Origin of the sequence: Acidovorax sp. LjRoot117 (assembly GCF_964252695.1) — a bacterium.
Classification (GTDB): domain Bacteria; phylum Pseudomonadota; class Gammaproteobacteria; order Burkholderiales; family Burkholderiaceae_C; genus Acidovorax.
In genome coordinates this window covers 442,909-460,066 of the sequence record NZ_CAXUPO020000001.1, presented here as the reverse complement: position 1 = coordinate 460,066, position 17,158 = coordinate 442,909, and the positions used below count along the sequence as shown (strand labels likewise).

At 65.1% G+C, this 17,158-nt stretch carries 15 protein-coding genes; 5 read left to right on the top strand and 10 right to left on the bottom strand.

Translation table 11 applies throughout. The features are described 5' to 3' along the window. Window positions 1-64: 64 nt before the first annotated feature. From ACSQ3D_RS02070 to ACSQ3D_RS02060, 3 genes are all read right to left on the bottom strand, one after another. Window positions 65-370, bottom strand: a complete 306-nt coding sequence (locus ACSQ3D_RS02070; protein ID WP_056415719.1) for an urease subunit beta — start codon at window positions 368-370, stop codon at window positions 65-67. A gap of 174 nt (window positions 371-544) precedes the next feature. Further along, window positions 545-1,162 carry a HupE/UreJ family protein gene (locus ACSQ3D_RS02065; protein WP_436125759.1) on the bottom strand — a complete coding sequence of 206 codons (618 nt, stop codon included), beginning with the start codon at window positions 1,160-1,162 and terminating at the stop codon, window positions 545-547. Between the two features lie 64 nt (window positions 1,163-1,226). Beyond that, window positions 1,227-1,529, bottom strand: coding sequence for an urease subunit gamma (locus ACSQ3D_RS02060; RefSeq protein WP_055399013.1), 303 nt, complete (start codon window positions 1,527-1,529; stop codon window positions 1,227-1,229). Between the two features lie 354 nt (window positions 1,530-1,883). Between ACSQ3D_RS02060 and ACSQ3D_RS02055 the strand changes: the two genes are divergently transcribed. Beyond that, a complete protein-coding gene (locus ACSQ3D_RS02055) occupies window positions 1,884-5,636 on the top strand; it encodes a hybrid sensor histidine kinase/response regulator (RefSeq protein ID WP_436125758.1) in 3,753 nt (1,250 codons plus the stop codon). Window positions 5,637-5,653: 17 nt separating this feature from the next. Continuing rightward, window positions 5,654-6,730 (top strand): response regulator, encoded by a 1,077-nt coding sequence (locus ACSQ3D_RS02050; RefSeq protein WP_396503061.1) that lies wholly within the window; start codon window positions 5,654-5,656, stop codon window positions 6,728-6,730. Window positions 6,731-6,841: 111 nt separating this feature from the next. On the opposite strand, the gene ACSQ3D_RS02045 is transcribed toward ACSQ3D_RS02050, so the two are convergent. The 6 genes from ACSQ3D_RS02045 to ACSQ3D_RS02020 all read right to left on the bottom strand — a co-directional run bounded on the left by ACSQ3D_RS02045 (window position 6,842) and on the right by ACSQ3D_RS02020 (window position 11,323). Continuing rightward, window positions 6,842-7,168 carry a plasmid stabilization protein gene (locus ACSQ3D_RS02045; protein WP_396503060.1) on the bottom strand — a complete coding sequence of 109 codons (327 nt, stop codon included), beginning with the start codon at window positions 7,166-7,168 and terminating at the stop codon, window positions 6,842-6,844. A gap of 391 nt (window positions 7,169-7,559) precedes the next feature. Further along, complete coding sequence (locus ACSQ3D_RS02040; protein WP_396503059.1) at window positions 7,560-8,252, bottom strand: hypothetical protein; 693 nt, start codon at window positions 8,250-8,252, stop codon at window positions 7,560-7,562. 2 nt (window positions 8,253-8,254) lie between these two features. Continuing rightward, window positions 8,255-8,893, bottom strand: a complete 639-nt coding sequence (locus ACSQ3D_RS02035) for a hypothetical protein (protein ID WP_436125757.1) — start codon at window positions 8,891-8,893, stop codon at window positions 8,255-8,257. Window positions 8,894-9,198: 305 nt separating this feature from the next. Further along, on the bottom strand, window positions 9,199-9,726 hold the full coding sequence (locus ACSQ3D_RS02030; RefSeq protein WP_436125756.1) for a DUF4184 family protein: 528 nt from the start codon (window positions 9,724-9,726) through the stop codon (window positions 9,199-9,201). Between the two features lie 17 nt (window positions 9,727-9,743). Beyond that, window positions 9,744-10,499 carry a phytanoyl-CoA dioxygenase family protein gene (locus tag ACSQ3D_RS02025; RefSeq protein ID WP_436125755.1) on the bottom strand — a complete coding sequence of 252 codons (756 nt, stop codon included), beginning with the start codon at window positions 10,497-10,499 and terminating at the stop codon, window positions 9,744-9,746. A 137-nt stretch (window positions 10,500-10,636) separates the two neighbouring features. Continuing rightward, window positions 10,637-11,323, bottom strand: a complete 687-nt coding sequence (locus ACSQ3D_RS02020) for a DUF3334 family protein (protein WP_056415738.1) — start codon at window positions 11,321-11,323, stop codon at window positions 10,637-10,639. 252 nt (window positions 11,324-11,575) lie between these two features. On the opposite strand from ACSQ3D_RS02020, the gene ACSQ3D_RS02015 reads away from it, so the two are divergent. Both ACSQ3D_RS02015 and ACSQ3D_RS02010 read left to right on the top strand, forming a co-directional pair. Further along, the gene (locus tag ACSQ3D_RS02015) at window positions 11,576-12,763 is read left to right on the top strand and encodes an S-methyl thiohydantoin desulfurase domain-containing protein (protein WP_436125754.1); all 1,188 of its coding nucleotides are present in this window, start codon (window positions 11,576-11,578) and stop codon (window positions 12,761-12,763) included. Window positions 12,764-12,798: 35 nt separating this feature from the next. Next, window positions 12,799-13,851, top strand: coding sequence for a GGDEF domain-containing protein (locus ACSQ3D_RS02010; RefSeq protein WP_436125753.1), 1,053 nt, complete (start codon window positions 12,799-12,801; stop codon window positions 13,849-13,851). Between the two features lie 80 nt (window positions 13,852-13,931). Here ACSQ3D_RS02010 and ACSQ3D_RS02005 read toward each other — a convergent pair whose 3' ends face one another. Further along, a complete protein-coding gene (locus tag ACSQ3D_RS02005; RefSeq protein ID WP_056415747.1) occupies window positions 13,932-15,236 on the bottom strand; it encodes a UDP-N-acetylglucosamine 1-carboxyvinyltransferase in 1,305 nt (434 codons plus the stop codon). A 515-nt stretch (window positions 15,237-15,751) separates the two neighbouring features. Here ACSQ3D_RS02005 and urtA point away from each other — a divergent pair. After that, the gene (urtA, locus tag ACSQ3D_RS02000) at window positions 15,752-17,023 is read left to right on the top strand and encodes an urea ABC transporter substrate-binding protein (RefSeq protein WP_436125752.1); all 1,272 of its coding nucleotides are present in this window, start codon (window positions 15,752-15,754) and stop codon (window positions 17,021-17,023) included. Window positions 17,024-17,158: the final 135 nt, after the last annotated feature.

Below are 17,158 nucleotides of genomic sequence, written 5' to 3'. Positions count from 1 at the left end.
GGATTCGACAGGCTCAGCCTGAACGGGCGGGGCAGGCATGCAGGTGCGCATGGGCCGGCTCTGGCTACAGCGCGCCCTGCACCCGGCCCTGAAAGCCGAACACGCGGCGGTCGCCTGCGTAGTCCACCAGCTCCACCGTGCGCTCCTGGCCGGGCTCGAAGCGCACGGCCGTGCCCGACGCGATGTTCAGCCGCATGCCCTGCGCGGCGGCGCGGTCGAAGCCCAGCGCGCCGTTGGTCTCGGCAAAGTGGTAGTGCGAGCCCACCTGGATGGGGCGGTCGCCCGTGTTGCGCACGACGATGGTCAGCGTGCGGCGGCCGGTGTTGAGCAGGTGTTCGCCCGCGTCGATGAGGAGTTCGCCTGGGGTCATGGTCGTTCAGTTATCCACGGTAGGGGGTTGCTCCCTCTCCCGTTGCGGGAGAGGGCCGGGGAGAGGGGGTCTTCGGTGCGAGTGCTGCGCCGTTCGCGCCCCCTCTCCCCAACCCCTCTCCCGCGAGGGGCGAGGGGCTTGTGCGCTCAGCACAGGGTGTGGGGGTCGACGCCATCACGCCACCTGCTGCAGCAGCAGCGCACCGCCGAAGGCCGCCACGCCGGCACCAGCCAGCCGCGCCATCCACACATGGCGCTCGCGCAGTGCCCAGCCCGCCGCCAGGCCCACGCCGTGCAGCAGCACGGTGGCTGCCAGCATGCCCGCCAGGGTCTGCCAGGCGCTGTCGCTGCCCGCCAGCTCGTAGCCGTGCGCCACGCCATGGAACACGGCGAACACGCCCACGCCCAGCGCCGCCACGATGCCCGGCACCCGCAGGCGCGACACCACGAGCAGGCCGGTGGCCAGCAGCGATGCGGCGATCATGGGCTCCACGGCAGGCAGTGCCACGCCTTGCAAGCCCATCACCGCGCCCGCCAGCAGCAGTGCTGCAAAGCCCACGGGGCCCCACAGCAGTTCGGGGCCGGCACGGCGCGCGGCCAGGGCGCTCCACAGGCCCACGGCCACCATGGCGGCCAGGTGGTCCATGCCGAACAAGGGGTGGGCAAAGCCGCTCAGAAAGCTGTTGTGGATATGGGAATCAGCACCGGTATGGGCGCTGGCGCCTGTGCTGATTGCGCTGGCAGCCATGAAAAAGAGAGCGGCTGTGTGGCGGTGTGAGAGTGCGATGCGCATGAGGGCTCCACAGAGACAAAGAGACAAAGAGGCAAAGAGGCAAAGAGGCAAAGAGGGAAGGGGGTCAGACGATCGGCTGATGGACGGTGACGAGCTTGGTGCCGTCAGGGAAGGTGGCTTCGACCTGGATGTCCGGGATCATCTCGGCGATGCCGTCCATCACGTCCGCGCGGGTCAGCACGGTACGGCCTTCGCTCATGAGTTGCGCCACGGTCTTGCCGTCGCGCGCACCTTCCATCACGGCGGCGCTGATCAGTGCCATGGCCTCGGGGTAGTTGAGCTTCAGGCCCCGGGCCTTGCGGCGCTCGGCCAGCAGGGCAGCGGTGAAGATCAGCAGCTTGTCTTTTTCGCGAGGAGTCAGTTCCATATCGTTTCACTCAAAGCTGGGGTCATTGGCTCGCGCGACCGCGATGCGGTCGAACGCGAGGAGTCAGTTCCATATCGTTTCTGCACAAAGCATCAAAAACCACCTCCGTTCACGCTGAGCCTGTCGAAGCGCCGCGCAGGGCTTCGACAAGCTCAGCCCGAACGGGTGGGGGCCGAGCCGAAGGGGGCGGTGGTGTGGCAGACCGGGCGATCTGACGTGATCGGATGAACGCCGTTGCATCATAGGCAGCAAGCCCCGTGCCCGCCATACGTCATCTGGCGCAGGGGCGGTGCCCGCTGCGGTGGGCTGTGGCATGGAAACTGCACCTCCGGTCCCTGCTGCCCCCCCACCACCATGCCCTTGCCCACCTCCCCGCTTGCTCCTGCCGCCGCTGCGCCGGTGCAGCCGTCGGGTCAGGATGGGGACGCGCAGGCGTCGCAGCAGGCTCCGCAGCAGGTCGTCAAGGTCCGGCGCGACTACAACAGCTGGGTGGCCACCGAGACCATGGAGGACTACGCGCTACGCTACACCCCCCAGCGCTTTCGCAAGTGGTCCGAGTGGCGGGTGGCCAACACGGCGTTCGGGGCCGCGTCATTCCTGATCCTGGAGGCCGTGGGCGCCACGCTGCTGGTGCAGTACGGCTTCATCAACGCGTTCTGGGCCATCGTGGCCACGGGGCTGATCATCTTTCTGGCGGGGCTGCCCATCAGCGTGTATGCGGCGCGCTACGGGGTGGACATGGACCTGCTCACGCGCGGCGCGGGCTTTGGGTACATCGGTTCCACGCTCACGTCGCTGATCTACGCGAGCTTCACCTTCATCTTCTTCGCGCTCGAGGCCGCTGTCATGGCCTATGCGCTGGAGCTGGCGCTCGACATTCCGCCCACCTGGGGCTACCTCATCTGCGCCATCGTGGTGATTCCGCTGGTCACGCACGGCGTGTCAGCCATCAGCCGCCTGCAGATGTGGACGCAGCCGCTGTGGCTGGTGATGCTGGTGGTGCCGTTCGGCTACGTGTTGATGCGCGATCCTGGTGCGTTTGCGGGTGTTGTGCACTACGGTGGTGAATTTGCGCGCGGTGCCAGCTTTCAATTGCCCTTGTTTGGTGCGGCACTCACCGTCGGCATTGCGCTCATCACCCAGATGGGGGAGCAGGCCGACTACCTGCGCTTCATGCCCGCCAGCACGCCGGCCACGCGGGGCCGCTGGTGGCTGGGCGTGCTGGTGGGCGGGCCGGGCTGGGTGGTGCTGGGGGTGCTCAAGATGCTGGGCGGCGCGCTGCTGGCCTACCTGGCGCTCACCCACATGGTGCCGGTGGACCGTGCGGTCGACCCCAACCAGATGTACCTGGCCGCGTATGAGTACGTGTTCCCGAACTACGGCTGGGCGGTGGCGGCCACGGCGCTGTTCGTGGTGATCTCGCAGCTCAAGATCAACGTGACCAATGCCTACGCGGGGTCGCTGGCGTGGTCCAACTTCTTCTCCCGCCTCACGCACAGCCATCCGGGGCGGGTGGTGTGGGTGGTGTTCAACACGCTGATCGCCTTCATGCTGATGGAGATGAACGTGTTCCGCGCCATGGGCGAGGTGCTGGGGCTTTACTCCAACATCGCCATCGCCTGGATCATGTCGGTGGTGGCCGACCTCGTCATCAACAAGCCGCTGGGCCTGTCGCCCCGGGGCATCGAATTCAAGCGCGCGCACCTGTACGACATCAACCCGGTGGGCGTGGGTTCGATGGCGCTGGCGTCCGTCGTGTCCATCAGCGCGCACCTGGGCTTCTTCGGGCCGCTGCCGCAGGCTTTTTCTGCGGTGATCGCCATGGCCGTGGCCTTTGTCGCCGCGCCGCTCATCGCGTGGGCCACGCGGGGCAAGTACTACATTGCACGCCAGAGCGAGCCCGTGGCCGTGCCGATGGTGGGCCCCGTGCCCGGCGCCACCGCCGCCGACCTGGGGCTCTACCAGCGCCTGGTGGTGCAGCGCTGCGTGGTGTGCGAGCGCGAGTACGAGGCGCCCGACATGGCGCAGTGCCCCGCCTACCGTGGTGCCATCTGCTCGCTGTGCTGTACGCTGGATGCGCGCTGCGGCGACCTGTGCAAGCCCCACGCGAGCATGGCGGTGCAGTGGTCCGCCGCGCTGCGCTGGGTGCTGCCGCGTACTGTCTGGCGCTACCTGGACACGGGGCTGGGCCACTTCCTGCTGCTGATGCTGGTGATCGCGCCGCTGCTGGCATCGGTCATGGGCCTGCTGTACCACCAGGAGCTCAACACCATCGGGCAGGCCCTCACCGATACCGAGGTGCAGGCCGCACCCGAGGTGGCCCTGCGCTCGGGCCTGCTCAAGGCCTATCTGGCCCTGCTGGTCATCTCCGGCATCGTGGCCTGGTGGCTGGTGCTGGCGCACAAGAGCCGCCAGGTGGCCCAGGAGGAATCCAACCGCCAGACCGGCCTGTTGGTGCGCGAGATCGAGCTGCACCGCCAGACCGACGAGGCCCTGCAGACCGCGCGCAGCGTGGCCGAACAGGCGCGCCAGGTGGCCGAGGCGGCCCAGCGCGCCGCCGACCAGGCCAACCAGGCCAAGAGCCGCTACATCAGTGCCATCAGCCACGAGATCCGCACGCCACTCAACTCCATCCTGGGGTATGCGCAGCTGATGGGCGAGGACACGGGCGTGCCCCCGCACCGCAAGCAGGCGGTGCATGTGATCCGCCGCGGCGGCGAGCACTTGCTGTCGCTCATCGAAGGCACGCTCGACATCGCGCGCATCGAGTCCGGCAAGCTCACGCTCGACGTTGCGCCCATGCGCTTTGCCGATGGCCTGCACGAGATGGCCGCGCTGTTCGAGCTGCAGGCCGCGGCCAAGGGCCTGGCCTTCGTGTTCGACGTGCAGGGCGTGATCCCGGAAGTGGTGCGCGCCGACGACAAGCGCCTGCGCCAGATCCTCATCAACCTGCTGGGCAACGCCGTCAAGTTCACCGCGCAAGGCACCGTCACGCTGCGGGTACGGTACGCCCGCGAGATGGCGCGCATCGAGGTGCAGGACACGGGGCCGGGCCTCACGGCCGAAGAGATCGAGCGCATCTTCGAGCCCTTTGCCCGGGGCGGCTCCAGCGGCAGCAGCGGGCCGTCCGCAGCGCCTGGTGCGGGCCTGGGCCTCACCATTGCCCGCATGCTCACCGTGCTGATGGGCGGCGAAATGTCGGTCACCAGCCAGCCCGGCGTGGGCTCGGTCTTCCACGTCAAGCTCTTCCTGCCCGAGGTGCATGCCGAAGCGCTGGGCAAGGCCGCCACCGCACCCGGCAATGGCCGCGTGGCACCGCTGCGCAAGGCGCGCGTGGGCTACACGGGGGAGCGCCGCCGCATCCTGGTGGTGGACAACGAAGAGCCCGACCGCGAGCTGCTGGTGCACCTGCTGGAGCCCCTGGGCTTCGAGCTGCGCCAGGCTGCGAGCGGACACGATGCCCTCGATCTGTTGGCCACCGGCTACCGGCCCCATGCCATCTTCATGGACCTGGCCATGCCCGGCATCGACGGGTGGGAAACACTGCGGCGCGTGCGGCAGATGCAGGTGCAAGATGGCCGACCGTCAGCGGACCGCGCTCCGCCGGACGGGGCGGCATCGGCGGGCAGTGTCGGCGCCGATGCAGGCCCAGGCCCAGGCCCGCTGTCCCGGCCGAAGGAGCCCATCCAATGCGCCATCGTGTCCGCCAACGCCTTTGACAAGGCCCTGGACAACGACGTGGACATCCGCCCCGAGGACTTCATCGTCAAGCCCGTGCGCCACAGCGAGCTGCTGGACTGGCTGGAGCGCCGCCTGGCCCTGCAGTGGCTGCATGAGGGCGACACCGCGGTGGCCGCGGTGGGCACCACCTGGCCCGCCAGCACCGCTGGCGCGGCAGGCCAACCGCTGACTTATCCCGACGCCGCCACCCTTGCGCCGCTGCTGCAGGCCGTGGCGCTGGGCTATTACCGCGGCATTCTCAACGCCCTGGACGAGATCGAGCGCAGCCAGCCCGCGCACCAGGCCTTCGTTCACACCCTGCGGCAGATGGCCCGCGAATTCCAGTTCGACGCCATGGGCCAGCTCCTGGAACGGGCCCCTTCGTGAGCACGACGACGACAACGATGATGACGACCACCGCCCCTTCCTACCCACCCGGCCTGCCAGCCACCGGTGCCGCCGCGCTGGACCGCAGCGACAGCGACGTGGTGCTGATCGTGGACGACGTGCCCGACAATCTGGCCGTGCTGCACGATGCGCTCGACGAGTCGGGCTACACGGTGCTGGTGGCCATGCACGGCGAGGCCGCGCTGCAGCGCGCGGCGCAGGCCTTGCCCGACATCGTGCTGCTGGACGCGATGATGCCCGGCATGGACGGCTTCGAGGTGGCGCGGCGCCTCAAGGCGTCGCCCGCCACGGCGCACATCCCCATCATCTTCATGACCGGCCTGACCGAGACCGAGCACCTGGTCGCCGCGTTGGAGGCCGGTGGCGTGGACTACGTCACCAAGCCCATCAAGCCGCGCGAGGTGATGGCCCGCATGGGCGTGCACCTGGGCGCGGCCCGCAAGGCCCGCCAGGACGCGCGCCAGGCCCGCGAGGCGCGCAACGCGCTCGATGCCTTCGGCTACGCCAGCATCACCGTGCGCGCGGTGGACGGCCGCATCGTGTGGCAGACCCCGCTCGCGCGCGAACTGCTGCAAAGCTACTTCGGCGAAGTGGGCCCGGACGGCACGCCCACCGCCTTCGGCCAGTGGGCACCCGAGCCGGTGCAGGCCTGGCTGCGCCGCCACGTGCTGGCCGACAACGCCGCAGAACTGCTGGCCGCATCGCTCGCCGAGCCCCCGCGCCTGGCGGTGGAGCAGGGGGCCCGCAGGCTCACCTTCCGCCTGCACCAGCAGGCTGGCGACAGCGCGGGCGGCGGCGACTGGCTCATCGTGATGCGCGAGGTGTCGGACGCGAAGATCATCGAATCCATGAGCCTGTCCTTCAAGCTCACCGCCCGCGAGGCCGAGGTGCTGTACTGGGTGGTCAAGGGCAAGATCAACCGCGACATCGGTGACATCCTGGGTGCCAGCCCCGCCACCGTGAAGAAACACCTGGAGCGCGTGTTCGCCAAGCTGGGGGTGGAGACACGCACGGCAGCGGCAGGGATGGCGATGAACCGCATCCGGCAGCTGCATCCGCAGTTCGAGGGGTAGATCTCGGAGGATTTAGGCCGCTACCGCCCACTGGTTGTGCGCTGATAGCTGTTAAATTGATAGTAAAACGTGCGCTGATCCTGAAGGGCACGCGTCAATGCGCGCGTGCGGTCAGCGGCCGACAGCCTTTTCCAGCGCTGCCTTGTTCATGGTCGAGCGGCCTTTGATGCCCTTGCGCTTGGCTTCTTCATAAAGCTGATCCCGCGTACGTCCCTGCGCGCCCTGGTGCGACCGCTTGCCACCGCGCACCGGTGCGGGGGTGTCGTGCAGAGTCTTGGCATTGGCGGTCTTGCTCTCGCCGTGCTGGGCGCGCTCTTTATTGACCGTGCGGGCCGCTATCTCTTCAGCCGTTCCCGTGCTCTTGCCGCGCTCTTTAAGGCTTTTCTTGATGTGTTCGTACTGGCGTTCACGCTTTGCGGTCCACTGGTCTTGGGGCATGGGGGAGCTCCTTGAATGGGTGTGTGCGCTGGCAGAGACGATGCCGGTGCTTCTTGCAATCTACCAAGCCAGTTGGGTGCGGCCGTCAGTACTGCTGGGGTGCTGTTGTAGGACGACAGGTTTGTACTGGCGACCGTCAGTCGGCTGCTGTCGGCTCACGGGTGCGGACCTGGGCGGTACCGCAAGAGTAGCCATCATTTTTCTCGCCCAGTTTGGGAGGTTGTGCGGTGGATGGTCAATGACGGCGTAGTGGTCTGTAGTCACTTATTCGGACAGAAGGATTGCCTCTGTCTGTGTATTCAATAATGGGTTGCATTGAGGCTGCGTTTTATTGCACGCCTATGGATCGGCATTCTCTTGAAGATTCAAGATGGAAGGGTGTTTCAATTTCTCATTCAGGATTTAATTTTTCTACGGCGCGTTCGAGCTCATCTAATGATTCTTTCTGCAATGGGATAAATTCGCGCAGTATTGAATCGTCTTGCTGGCCTTTTCTGAGATCGGCGTGGCAGAGCTTGAGATTGTCTTTTATATTGGAAATATCGGTATTTTTGATGGGATGATGCATTCGCTCGCTGAGTCTGATGTATTCGCCTAGCGCTAAATAGGCACACTGTGTTAAGCGAGGAATCGTCGCACTAGCATTATCAAGGTTGAAGGAGCGGCAGTTGTGACTTAGATAGAGCTCTAGCAGAAGCAAATGGGCATCTGGATTCCGTTGAGAAATGCTTTGAATTTTCGATTCCAAAGCATGATGATCCAGTCCGGGATTTTTATCGCAATGCCCCACCCTGCCCATCAAATCCAGTGCTTTGGTCGAGTTCTGCAGCGCCGTTCGGTACCATCTTGCAGCTTCCCCTTTGTCGCCGTTGTTTGACAAATAGTCGCCGTAAGCCCATTGGGCACCCACTTGGCCGTTCATGGCTCCATTTTTTACTTGTGCCAAGCACGCACCGCGCAAAGAATATTCGTCTTGCGTATCGCAGCTGACGTAGCTCTCCATCCACCACCACAAAACGCAGACTGCAATAAAAGATAATAAACAAATCAAGAAGATTTTGTTCTTTTTTGCGTTTTCGGACATTGCTATTTATTGTTGGGTTGAATATGCTTCGGTAGGCTTAGTTGATCTCTGGGTGAAGTTCGAGTTGTGGATATGGGGCTGCCATCGGGCCCCCACGTTCGCCACTGACCTGGCTTGGTTAAATTTGGAAAGGGCAATTTGGCAAGTTTGCCCGGGAGGCTTTCGAACGCCCCTTGATCAATTGCTGGGCCGCCGAGGGGATAGTTCCAGACGGGAGTGATGGGCGCCGTTACATAAGTTTGTAAGCTAAATGCCAATGAGCTCGCTATTCCGTCTGATGTTCCTCCTGATCTGCAAGCTTCGAGTAGTATAGGTTCGTTGTTCCAGATACCGCTGTCGCGAATGACTTTTGCAACCTGTGCGCCACTCAACATCCCTTGAATTCGATCCGGCGCCGCATGAGCGCATAGATATAGATATCCTGCCACTCCACTTTCTCTCAGGCCAGACAGATAAAGTTCTTCCTCATACGGCTGAATTAAAATTATTTTCTTTTTGAGATCGTCAATGGTGGCGATTTTTTTGACTAATTTTTGCGTCCGGTCAAGCCCTTCGAAAACTATCTTCTTCAGATTTTTTCCTGGGCCATATAAAATCTTGCCGTTGGTGATTGGTTCTGACGGGGGTTTAACGGGTAGCATGGTATAAGTTTTTGTGTACTAAATTTTTTTAAGTGCCTCCTGTATTGTCATGACTGCAGAATGATTTTGGTGTGGTTAAAGGATGGAATTCTCTTCTGAAAACGCAGTTTCTGTCGTTTTGCGTATGGTTCTTGTCTAACGCGCAGATTTGAGAAATCTGATGAGAAAGTGCAATGAGTGAAGCACAATTTTGTCCGGTGTAATCCAAGCGAGTAGTCAAGAGTTACGTCATCGTCTGCTCTTCAGTGAGTCGAACCCGCAAGCTGATTCGCCCGACTCAGTTGAGCTTTTCGCTGAAGATCTAGTTACTGCGCAGAGCCGCGCCTGCCTAACCAGCGCCGTAGCAACCACCCGACGGCTCCCGCCACGATTCCCGCAGCGCACAAACCGTGCAGTGCAGACAAGGAAATACTGCGATACAGCCCAGTCGCATCCGACCAAGGCGCCCACGGCCGGATGTCCATGTGCATGACGCTATCGAGCAGCACGTGCGTGAAGGTCCCGGCCAGTGCGCTGAGCACAACGATGTGCGGCTTCCACGACGCTTCCTCCTGCAGCCACGGCATGCCGTAGTGCGCCGCTTCGTCGTTCCAGCGCCGCAGCAGCGGCCCGCACAGCCAAGGTGTCGCAGCGGCAGCCACCAGCGCAATGGGCACTGCGCCCAGGTACGTGTGCGTGGGGCCATGCAGGACGGCTGACTGGCGCAGCATCCCGATCAGCGGTTCGATGTCCATCGCCACCTGGGCGATGCTGAAGGTGAGGACGCTGAAGTGCCGTCCGGCCACTGCCTTGGCAGCCAGGCCGACGCCCATGTGGAACGGGGTGAAGGGCATGGCGTGTATCGCTTCTTTCAGTCGTCGACCACACCCCGCCAACGCAGGCCCGAGGGCAGCTGGGCGGGGCCGAAGACGAAGTGCAGCACGCGCCGCTGGCTGGTCCCGCTGGCTTTGGACGATGCGTGCAGCAGCAGCGGCCGCATGACCAGGGCGGTGCCTGCATCGGCAAGGCAGGGCACATCGCCTGCGCGGTCGCGCAGCGCACGGGCTGCGTCGGCCGCCAGCACGCCCTGGGTGTGGCTGGCAGGCACCACGCGCAGCGGGCCGTCGTCGGCATGGCAGGGGTCGAGGTGCACACGCACGGCCAGCAGCGTTTGCAGCAGTGGCGCAGGGGGCTGCACGAAGAGGGCGCCGTCCTTGTCGGACCAGCCGTTCAGGTCCGGCGCATCGACCCTTTCGGTCACGGGAATGCTCAGGTCCTGGTGCAGGGGCACGAGCCAGTTGCGGGCCGGGGTCTTCTCAAAGTAGGTGCATTGCACGGCCACGGCCGATGCGGGGAGGAGGTCCGCCAGGGCTGGGCACTGCTGCAGGCGCCGGGCGAGCGCCTGGCACCAGGGGCGGTTCAGCAGATCGCGCTGGCCGCCGGACGCCGAGGGCGCACGGTGACCGCCGCCATCCGGCGCCTGCATGTCTGCGTTCAGGTCGTGGGTCAGGGCGCTGCATTCGGCCGGCTGCAGCACCCCGGGCACCAGCACAAAGCCTTGGGCTTCCAGCAGGGCACTCGCCGTGGCGCCTGCCGCAGGGGTGTCGATGGGGCTGGTGGCTGTCAAAGCATCTGAAATAAATCTGATAAATCTGACCGAAATCTGAATGAAATGTGCCGCTACCGCTCGTTGGATGAGCGCTAGTAGCTATCATTTTTATATCAAAACGCTGCCGCGTCCTGTCCAGCGCTGGCGCGCAGCGATCACATCCCCAGCGACTTGAGCAGTGCGTCCGTATCGTCCTGCCCCGCGGGTGGCGGCACGGGCACGGGGGGAGCGGCCTGCGATTCGGCCATCAGGGCGTCGGGGTCCGGTGCTTCCTGCGCCTCGAAGTCGTAGAGCTTGATGAACTCGGTGCGGTCGATGGCCAGTTCCAGGTAGAAGATGTTGTTGTTGCTGGTGTAGAAGGTCACGCGCCGCGCTTCGGGCTTGTCCAGGTTGGCGTCCACCGACAGGTGCACCTGCTTGTTCAGCACCAGCATCTTGGGCTGGTTCTGGGTGATGTGGGTTTGCAGCTCGCGCCGCACCTTGCCGGTGAAGTCTCCCACCACCTGGTTCATCAGCTCGCCCATCACGTTGCTCACTTCGTCCGACGTGAACGAGGTGACCAGGTCGTCCTTGGACATGCCCATGTTCAGCAGGTAGTTGGCGTACAGCTCCATCGCCGCCTGGGCCGAGAAGTTGATGATCACCAGCCCCGAGAAGCCGCCGTCGAACAGCACGAAGCAGCCGATGTCGGGCTTCAGGCAGGTCTTGCTGATGCGCTGCACCATGCCGGAGTAGTGGATCTGGCTGTGCGTGGCCACGCCCAGCACCCGGGTGACGGAGTTGCACAGGCTGATCAGCAGGTCTTCGGTGCTGTAGACGGGGGATTTTTCAGGGAGACTCATGGTGTGTGGGGGCTGCGGCCGGAAATACGGGATGTGCAGGGCAGAGCATAGGCGATGGCGGGGCGCTAAGCCAGTGTGCGGGCCCGGGGCATGGCACGGGTGTGGCGCGCCGTCCGCTCGGGGACGCGTCGCGGGATGGCGCCGATTGACAATCCATCGGGCTCGCGTATCGTGCCAGCCTTCCGACAGCCAATAAATCAGCCAGCCTCCCGCCGAGCCGGGTGGCCCAACAAAAGAGAGGGGTGTGCACACATGGGCAATGTCTATTCCTTCGGGCTCAACGACTTCCAGGCCATCGCCACCGGTGCGGCAGTGCTGGCCAGCGGCGGCGGCGGCAGCTACTCCGACGCCTGCTCCATCGTCAAGGAACTGGCCCAACAGGGTTACAGCGGCACGGTCACCGTGCAGGACTACGACGGCGCCACGCCGGCCTGCGTGCTGGCCATCATGGGCTCGCCCGACGCGGCCTCCAGCCTCGACCTGGCAGCGATCCAGAACTCCGTCAGCAACACCTTGGCGGTGCAGCAGGGCCTGACCGGCATGCAGGTGGGCGCGCTGATCCCCGTGGAGATCGGGCCGATCAATTCCCTGGTGCCGCTCATCGGCGCCGCCATGTCGAGCGGCTCGGTCTGGGTGGTCAACGGCGACGGCGCAGGCCGCGCGGTGCCGGAGCTGCCCCAGACCACCTTCACCACCCCGTCCGGGCCCGCGCCCAGCCCTGCGGTGCTGGCCAGCGACGCGGCCACGCTGGTCGCGGCGGAATACGCGGTGCTGGGCTCCGGCACGGCGTCGGGCATCGAGTCGCTGGCCGGCGGCGTGGTCGGCGGGTTCGGCGGGTACTCGGGCATCGCCATGTGGCCGTCGAATGCCTCCAACCAGTTCGCGTTGTCCGGCAGCTATATCCCCGGCACGCTGGAGCAGGCGCGCGCGCTGGGCCAGCAGATGCTGCAGGCGGTCACGCCGCTGTCCACGGCGGCAGTCGCCGCGGCCATCCAGAGCCTGACCGGGCGCACTGCGAGCGCCGTGGTCACCAACTTCTACATCACCGAGGTCACGCAGTCCACTTCGAGCGCGACGTCGCTGGACTCCGGGATCATCCGGCTGGACAATGCGCAGGACCCGACCCAGAGCACGCAGACGCACTACCTCTACAACCTCAACGAGAACCTGATCATGTACTCGGCGTCGAGCACCTCCCCCGACATCATCGCGCCGGACTCGATCTGCTACTACTCCGAGAGCACGGGGCGCGGGTTCTCCAATGCTAACGACGACCTGGCGCTGTACTTCAACACCGCCACGGGCCGCAGCACGGGCCAGATGGTGAGCGTGATCTCGGTGCAGACCGCGCCGCAGCTGTACAACACCCCGGGCGTGGTGGCATCGTTCGCCGGTCTCTTGCGCAAGCTCGGCTATGCCGGTGGCATGCCGCCGGCCTGAGCGCGTGCGTGCATTCGAAAAGCCAGTGAGCCGCCATGGGTGAAGCAGACCTGAACAAGGAGCGGCTGGAGCTGGCGCTGGAGGCGGCGGGGCTCGACTTGTGGGAGAACGACCTCGTCACCGGCCACGTCACCCGCAAGGCCACCAAAACCTTCCTGGAGCTGGGCTTCACCGAGGACGAGATCGTCCCGGGCGTGCAGGACATCTACGGCCTGTTCCACCCGGACGACCTGGACATGGTGCGCCAGTCGGTGGCGGACCACCTGGCGGGCCTCACGCCGCAGTACCGCTGCGAGTTCCGGCTGCGCTCCAAGCGCGGCGACTGGGTCTGGTACGCCAACTACGGCCGCATCATGGACGGCGGCAGCGACACGCCGGGCAAGCGGCTGATCGGCGTGACCTTCAACATCGACGACCGCAAGCGCCGCGAAGACGAGATCGCGCAGATCAACCGCCAGCTCACCGAACAGAACCGGCTGCTGCAGCAGCTCAACGCCACGCTTGAGCAACTGGCCTCCAACGACTCGCTCACCGGCCTGGCCAACCGGCGCACGCTGATGGAGCTGGGCGCCAATGAATGCAAGCGCACCGAGCGCTTCGACCACCCGCTGTCATTGCTGGTGGTGGACATCGACCTGTTCAAGCCCGTGAACGACGCCTGGGGCCACCTGGCGGGCGACCGCGTGATCTGCGCCGTGGCGCAGGCCTGCGCGTTGCGCCAGCGGCGCGGGGTGGACATCGTGGCGCGCTTCGGCGGCGAAGAGTTCGTCATCGTGCTGCCCGAGACCGATGGCCCCAGCGCCCTGCGCATGGCCGAGTCGCTGCGCCGCGAGGTCGCTGCGCTGAGCGTGCCGGTGAACGACGAGGGCGTGTGCGTGTCGGTCACCGTCAGCATCGGTGTGGCCACGCTGCACAAGGGCTCCATCCTCGACTTCGAGGACCTGGTGAACCGCGCCGACAAGGCGCTGTACCGCGCTAAAGAGGCTGGGCGCAACGCCGTCTACAGCGCCGACGTGCAGCACGGCACCGCCACCCTGCATGTGCTGGCCGACCCGGGCGATGCCACCGGCGACGTGCTGGCGACCTGACCCGGGGCGCCCGGCGGCCCCTGCGGGCACCTGCAGAACCTGTCGCCCCCCGTGGAACCTGCCCGCCAGGGTCCGTCTGCCTATTCCTCGCTGGTCCACTCCACCTGCACGCCCAGGCTGCGCAGGTTCTCCACGAAGCGCGGGTGCGCGCGGCGGATCGGCGTGGCGTTGCGAATCTCCGAGCGGCCCGGCGTGCTGGCCGCCACCATGAAGAGCGCAATCGCCACGCGGATGATGTAGGGGCTCTCCACCACCGCGGGCGTCAGCGGGTTGCCGCCGAAGGTCACCAGCCGGTGCGGGTCGGACTGGAACACGTGCGCGCCGAACTTGGACAGCTCGCCCGCCCAGCCCAGGGCCCCGTCGTAGACCTTGTTCCAGAACAGCGCATTGCCTTCGGCGCGCACACCCAGCGCGATGAAGATGGGCAGCAGGTCCACCGGAAAGTACGGCCAGGGCGCGGCCTCCACCTTGGTCAGCACATTGCTCGTGAACGGCGTCTGCACTTTGAGCGGGCCGTCGCAATGGGCGCGCGACCAGCCGTCTTCGTGCGTGATGGTGACGCCGAACTTGGCGAAGGTGCGGTCGATGAGCGGAAAGTTCTCGGGCGCGCTGTTGCGCACGATCACGTCGCCGCCGGTGATGGCGCCCAGCGCCAGGAACGTTGTGATCTCGTGGAAGTCCTCGTCGAAGCGGAACTCCCCGCCGCGCAGCTGCGTGCCGCCGTGCACCGTGAGGCGCGAGGTGCCCATGCCCTCGATGCGCACGCCGATCATGGTCATGAAGCGGCAGAACTCCTGCACATGCGGCTCCGACGCGGCATTGGTCAGCACCGAGGTGCCGTCGGCCGTGGCTGCGCACAGCACGAAGTTCTCGGTGGTGGTGACGGAGGCGTAGTCCAGCCAGTGCTGCGTGGCCTGCAGCCGCCCGTGGGCATTGCGCACCAGCAGCGAGCCCTCGGCACGCTCCACCGTGCCGCCGAAGCGGCGGAACACCTCCACGTGGGGGTCGATCTCGCGCACGCCCAGCGTGCAGCCCTTCACGTTGTCCTCCAGCCGCGCGACACCAAAGCGCGCCAGCAGCGGCGGCACCAGCATGATGGACGAGCGCATCTCCTCGGGCAGCCGGTGCTGGGCCGCGTCGAACACGGTGGCATGGTGGTGCAGGTCCAGCGTGCCGGTGTCGTGGTCCATGCGCACATCGCTGCCCAGCGTGCGGAAGATGTCCAGGATCTTGCGCACGTCGGTGATGTCGGGCACGCGCAGCAGCCGCAGCGGCTCGTTGGTGAGCAGCGTGGCGCATAGCACCGGCAGCACGGCGTTCTTGTTGGCCGATGGGTGGATGCGGCCCTGGAGGGGGGTGCCGCCGTGGACGACGAGGTTGGACATGGGTGGACAGCGCAAGGAAGAAGAGGGGGCAGGGCGGGGCAGCAGCGCAGGCGGGTCGCGCACGGCGCGGACACCCGCCCGGCGGCGCGCGAGGTCGATACTCTAACTGCCTGCCGGTTCGCACGACATTGCCTGGCGCAATAGCTATGAAATTCGTAGCTGACTTTGAGATGGGTGGGGCGCTGGCGGCTTCATGGCAGTTGGCGGTGCCGCGCACACTCCGCGCGCACTCCGGATGACACGTTGGCTCTTGGCCCCTGCTACGCCTTCGCGCCCGCCCAATCCTTAGCCTCACCCCATACGTTCACGCTGAGCTGGTCGAAGCGCGGCGCACGGCTTTTACAAGCTCAGCCCGAGCGGTGTGGAAGGTTCGGAGAGCACGTGGCCGCATACGCCACCCGGCGTATTTCCGATCCGGGGGGCTGTCTCCAGAATCCATTCCATCGACCGATCCATGCGCCCAGCCAGGCGCCATCGGGCGAAGCGGTTTGAACCCCTCTACTGGAGAAGCACACATGCAACGTCGTTATTCCCTCAAGGCCCTTGCGGCCGTCGCTACGCTCGCTGGCCTGTCTGCACTGCCAGCCCATGCGCAGGAGACCATCAAGGTCGGCATCCTGCACAGCCTGTCTGGCACCATGGCCATCTCGGAAACGGTGCTCAAGGACACCGTGCTGATGGCCATCGACGAAATCAACGCCAAGGGCGGCGTGCTGGGCAAGAAGCTCGAACCCGTGGTGGTGGACCCGGCCTCCAACTGGCCCCTGTTCGCCGAAAAGACCAAGCAGCTGCTGGGTCAGGACAAGGTCTCGGTGATCTTCGGTTGCTGGACCAGCGTGAGCCGCAAGTCGGTGCTGCCCGTGGTCGAGGAAATGAACGGCCTGCTGTTCTACCCCGTGCAGTACGAGGGTGAGGAACTCTCCAAGAACGTGTTCTACACCGGCGCCGCGCCCAACCAGCAGGCCATTCCTGCGGTCGACTACCTGATGAGCAAGGACGGCGGTAGCGCCAAGCGCTGGGTGCTGCTGGGCACCGACTATGTGTACCCCCGCACCACCAACAAGATCCTGCGCGCCTACCTCAAGTCCAAGGGCGTGAAGGATTCCGACATCGACGAAAAGTACACCCCGTTCGGCCACAGCGACTACCAGACCATCGTCGCCGACATCAAGAAGTTCAGCCAGGGCGGCAAGACGGCCGTGGTCTCCACCATCAACGGCGACTCCAACGTGCCCTTCTACAAGGAACTGGGCAACGCAGGCCTGAAGGCCAAGGACGTACCCGTCGTCGCCTTCTCCGTGGGCGAGGAAGAACTGCGCGGCGTGGACACCAAGCCGCTGGTGGGCCACCTGGCTGCCTGGAACTACTTCCAGTCCATCAAGAGCCCTGAAAACACGGCCTTCATGAAAAAGTGGGCGGACTACGCCAAGGCCAAGAACATCGCTGGCCACAAGGACAAGCCACTGACCAACGACCCGATGGAAGCCACCTACATCGGCATCAACATGTGGAAGCAGGCTGTCGAGAAGGCCAAGAGCACCGATGTGGACAAGGTGATCGCCGCGATGGCCGGCCAGACCTTCAAGGCACCGTCGGGCATCGTCAGCAAGATGGATGAGAAGAACCACCACCTGCACAAGAGCGTGTTCATCGGCGAGATCAAGGCCGACGGCCAGTTCAACGTGGTGTGGAAGACGCCCGGCCCGGTCAAGGCCAAGCCATGGTCTCCTTACATCGAAGGCAACGACAAGAAGAGGGACGAGCCGGACGGCAAAACGAAGATGTGATCTCCCCCTGAGCGGCTACGCCGCTTCCCCCTCTCTCACGCTGCGCGTGGGAGGGGGACGCCGCCAGCGCGGCGGGGCGGCCCTTGCGCCGGCCCTCGCATTCAGCTCGCGCGGGTTCTGCGGCCCACTGCTTTT

Excerpts from the sequence above, each read along its gene's own strand:
- urtA (WP_436125752.1), top strand. The coding sequence starts at position 15,752 with ATGCAACGTCGTTATTCCCTCAAGGCCCTTGCGGCCGTCGCTACGCTC.
- ACSQ3D_RS02070 (WP_056415719.1), bottom strand. The coding sequence starts at position 370 with ATGACCCCAGGCGAACTCCTCATCGACGCGGGCGAACACCTGCTCAAC.
- ACSQ3D_RS02045 (WP_396503060.1), bottom strand. The coding sequence starts at position 7,168 with ATGCCCCAAGACCAGTGGACCGCAAAGCGTGAACGCCAGTACGAACAC.
- ACSQ3D_RS02035 (WP_436125757.1), bottom strand. The coding sequence starts at position 8,893 with ATGCTACCCGTTAAACCCCCGTCAGAACCAATCACCAACGGCAAGATT.
- ACSQ3D_RS02065 (WP_436125759.1), bottom strand. The coding sequence starts at position 1,162 with ATGCGCATCGCACTCTCACACCGCCACACAGCCGCTCTCTTTTTCATG.
- ACSQ3D_RS02015 (WP_436125754.1), top strand. The coding sequence starts at position 11,576 with ATGGGCAATGTCTATTCCTTCGGGCTCAACGACTTCCAGGCCATCGCC.
- ACSQ3D_RS02030 (WP_436125756.1), bottom strand. The coding sequence starts at position 9,726 with ATGCCCTTCACCCCGTTCCACATGGGCGTCGGCCTGGCTGCCAAGGCA.
- ACSQ3D_RS02060 (WP_055399013.1), bottom strand. The coding sequence starts at position 1,529 with ATGGAACTGACTCCTCGCGAAAAAGACAAGCTGCTGATCTTCACCGCT.
- ACSQ3D_RS02010 (WP_436125753.1), top strand. The coding sequence starts at position 12,799 with ATGGGTGAAGCAGACCTGAACAAGGAGCGGCTGGAGCTGGCGCTGGAG.
- ACSQ3D_RS02050 (WP_396503061.1), top strand. The coding sequence starts at position 5,654 with ATGATGACGACCACCGCCCCTTCCTACCCACCCGGCCTGCCAGCCACC.
- ACSQ3D_RS02040 (WP_396503059.1), bottom strand. The coding sequence starts at position 8,252 with ATGTCCGAAAACGCAAAAAAGAACAAAATCTTCTTGATTTGTTTATTA.
- ACSQ3D_RS02020 (WP_056415738.1), bottom strand. The coding sequence starts at position 11,323 with ATGAGTCTCCCTGAAAAATCCCCCGTCTACAGCACCGAAGACCTGCTG.
- ACSQ3D_RS02055 (WP_436125758.1), top strand. The coding sequence starts at position 1,884 with ATGCCCTTGCCCACCTCCCCGCTTGCTCCTGCCGCCGCTGCGCCGGTG.
- ACSQ3D_RS02005 (WP_056415747.1), bottom strand. The coding sequence starts at position 15,236 with ATGTCCAACCTCGTCGTCCACGGCGGCACCCCCCTCCAGGGCCGCATC.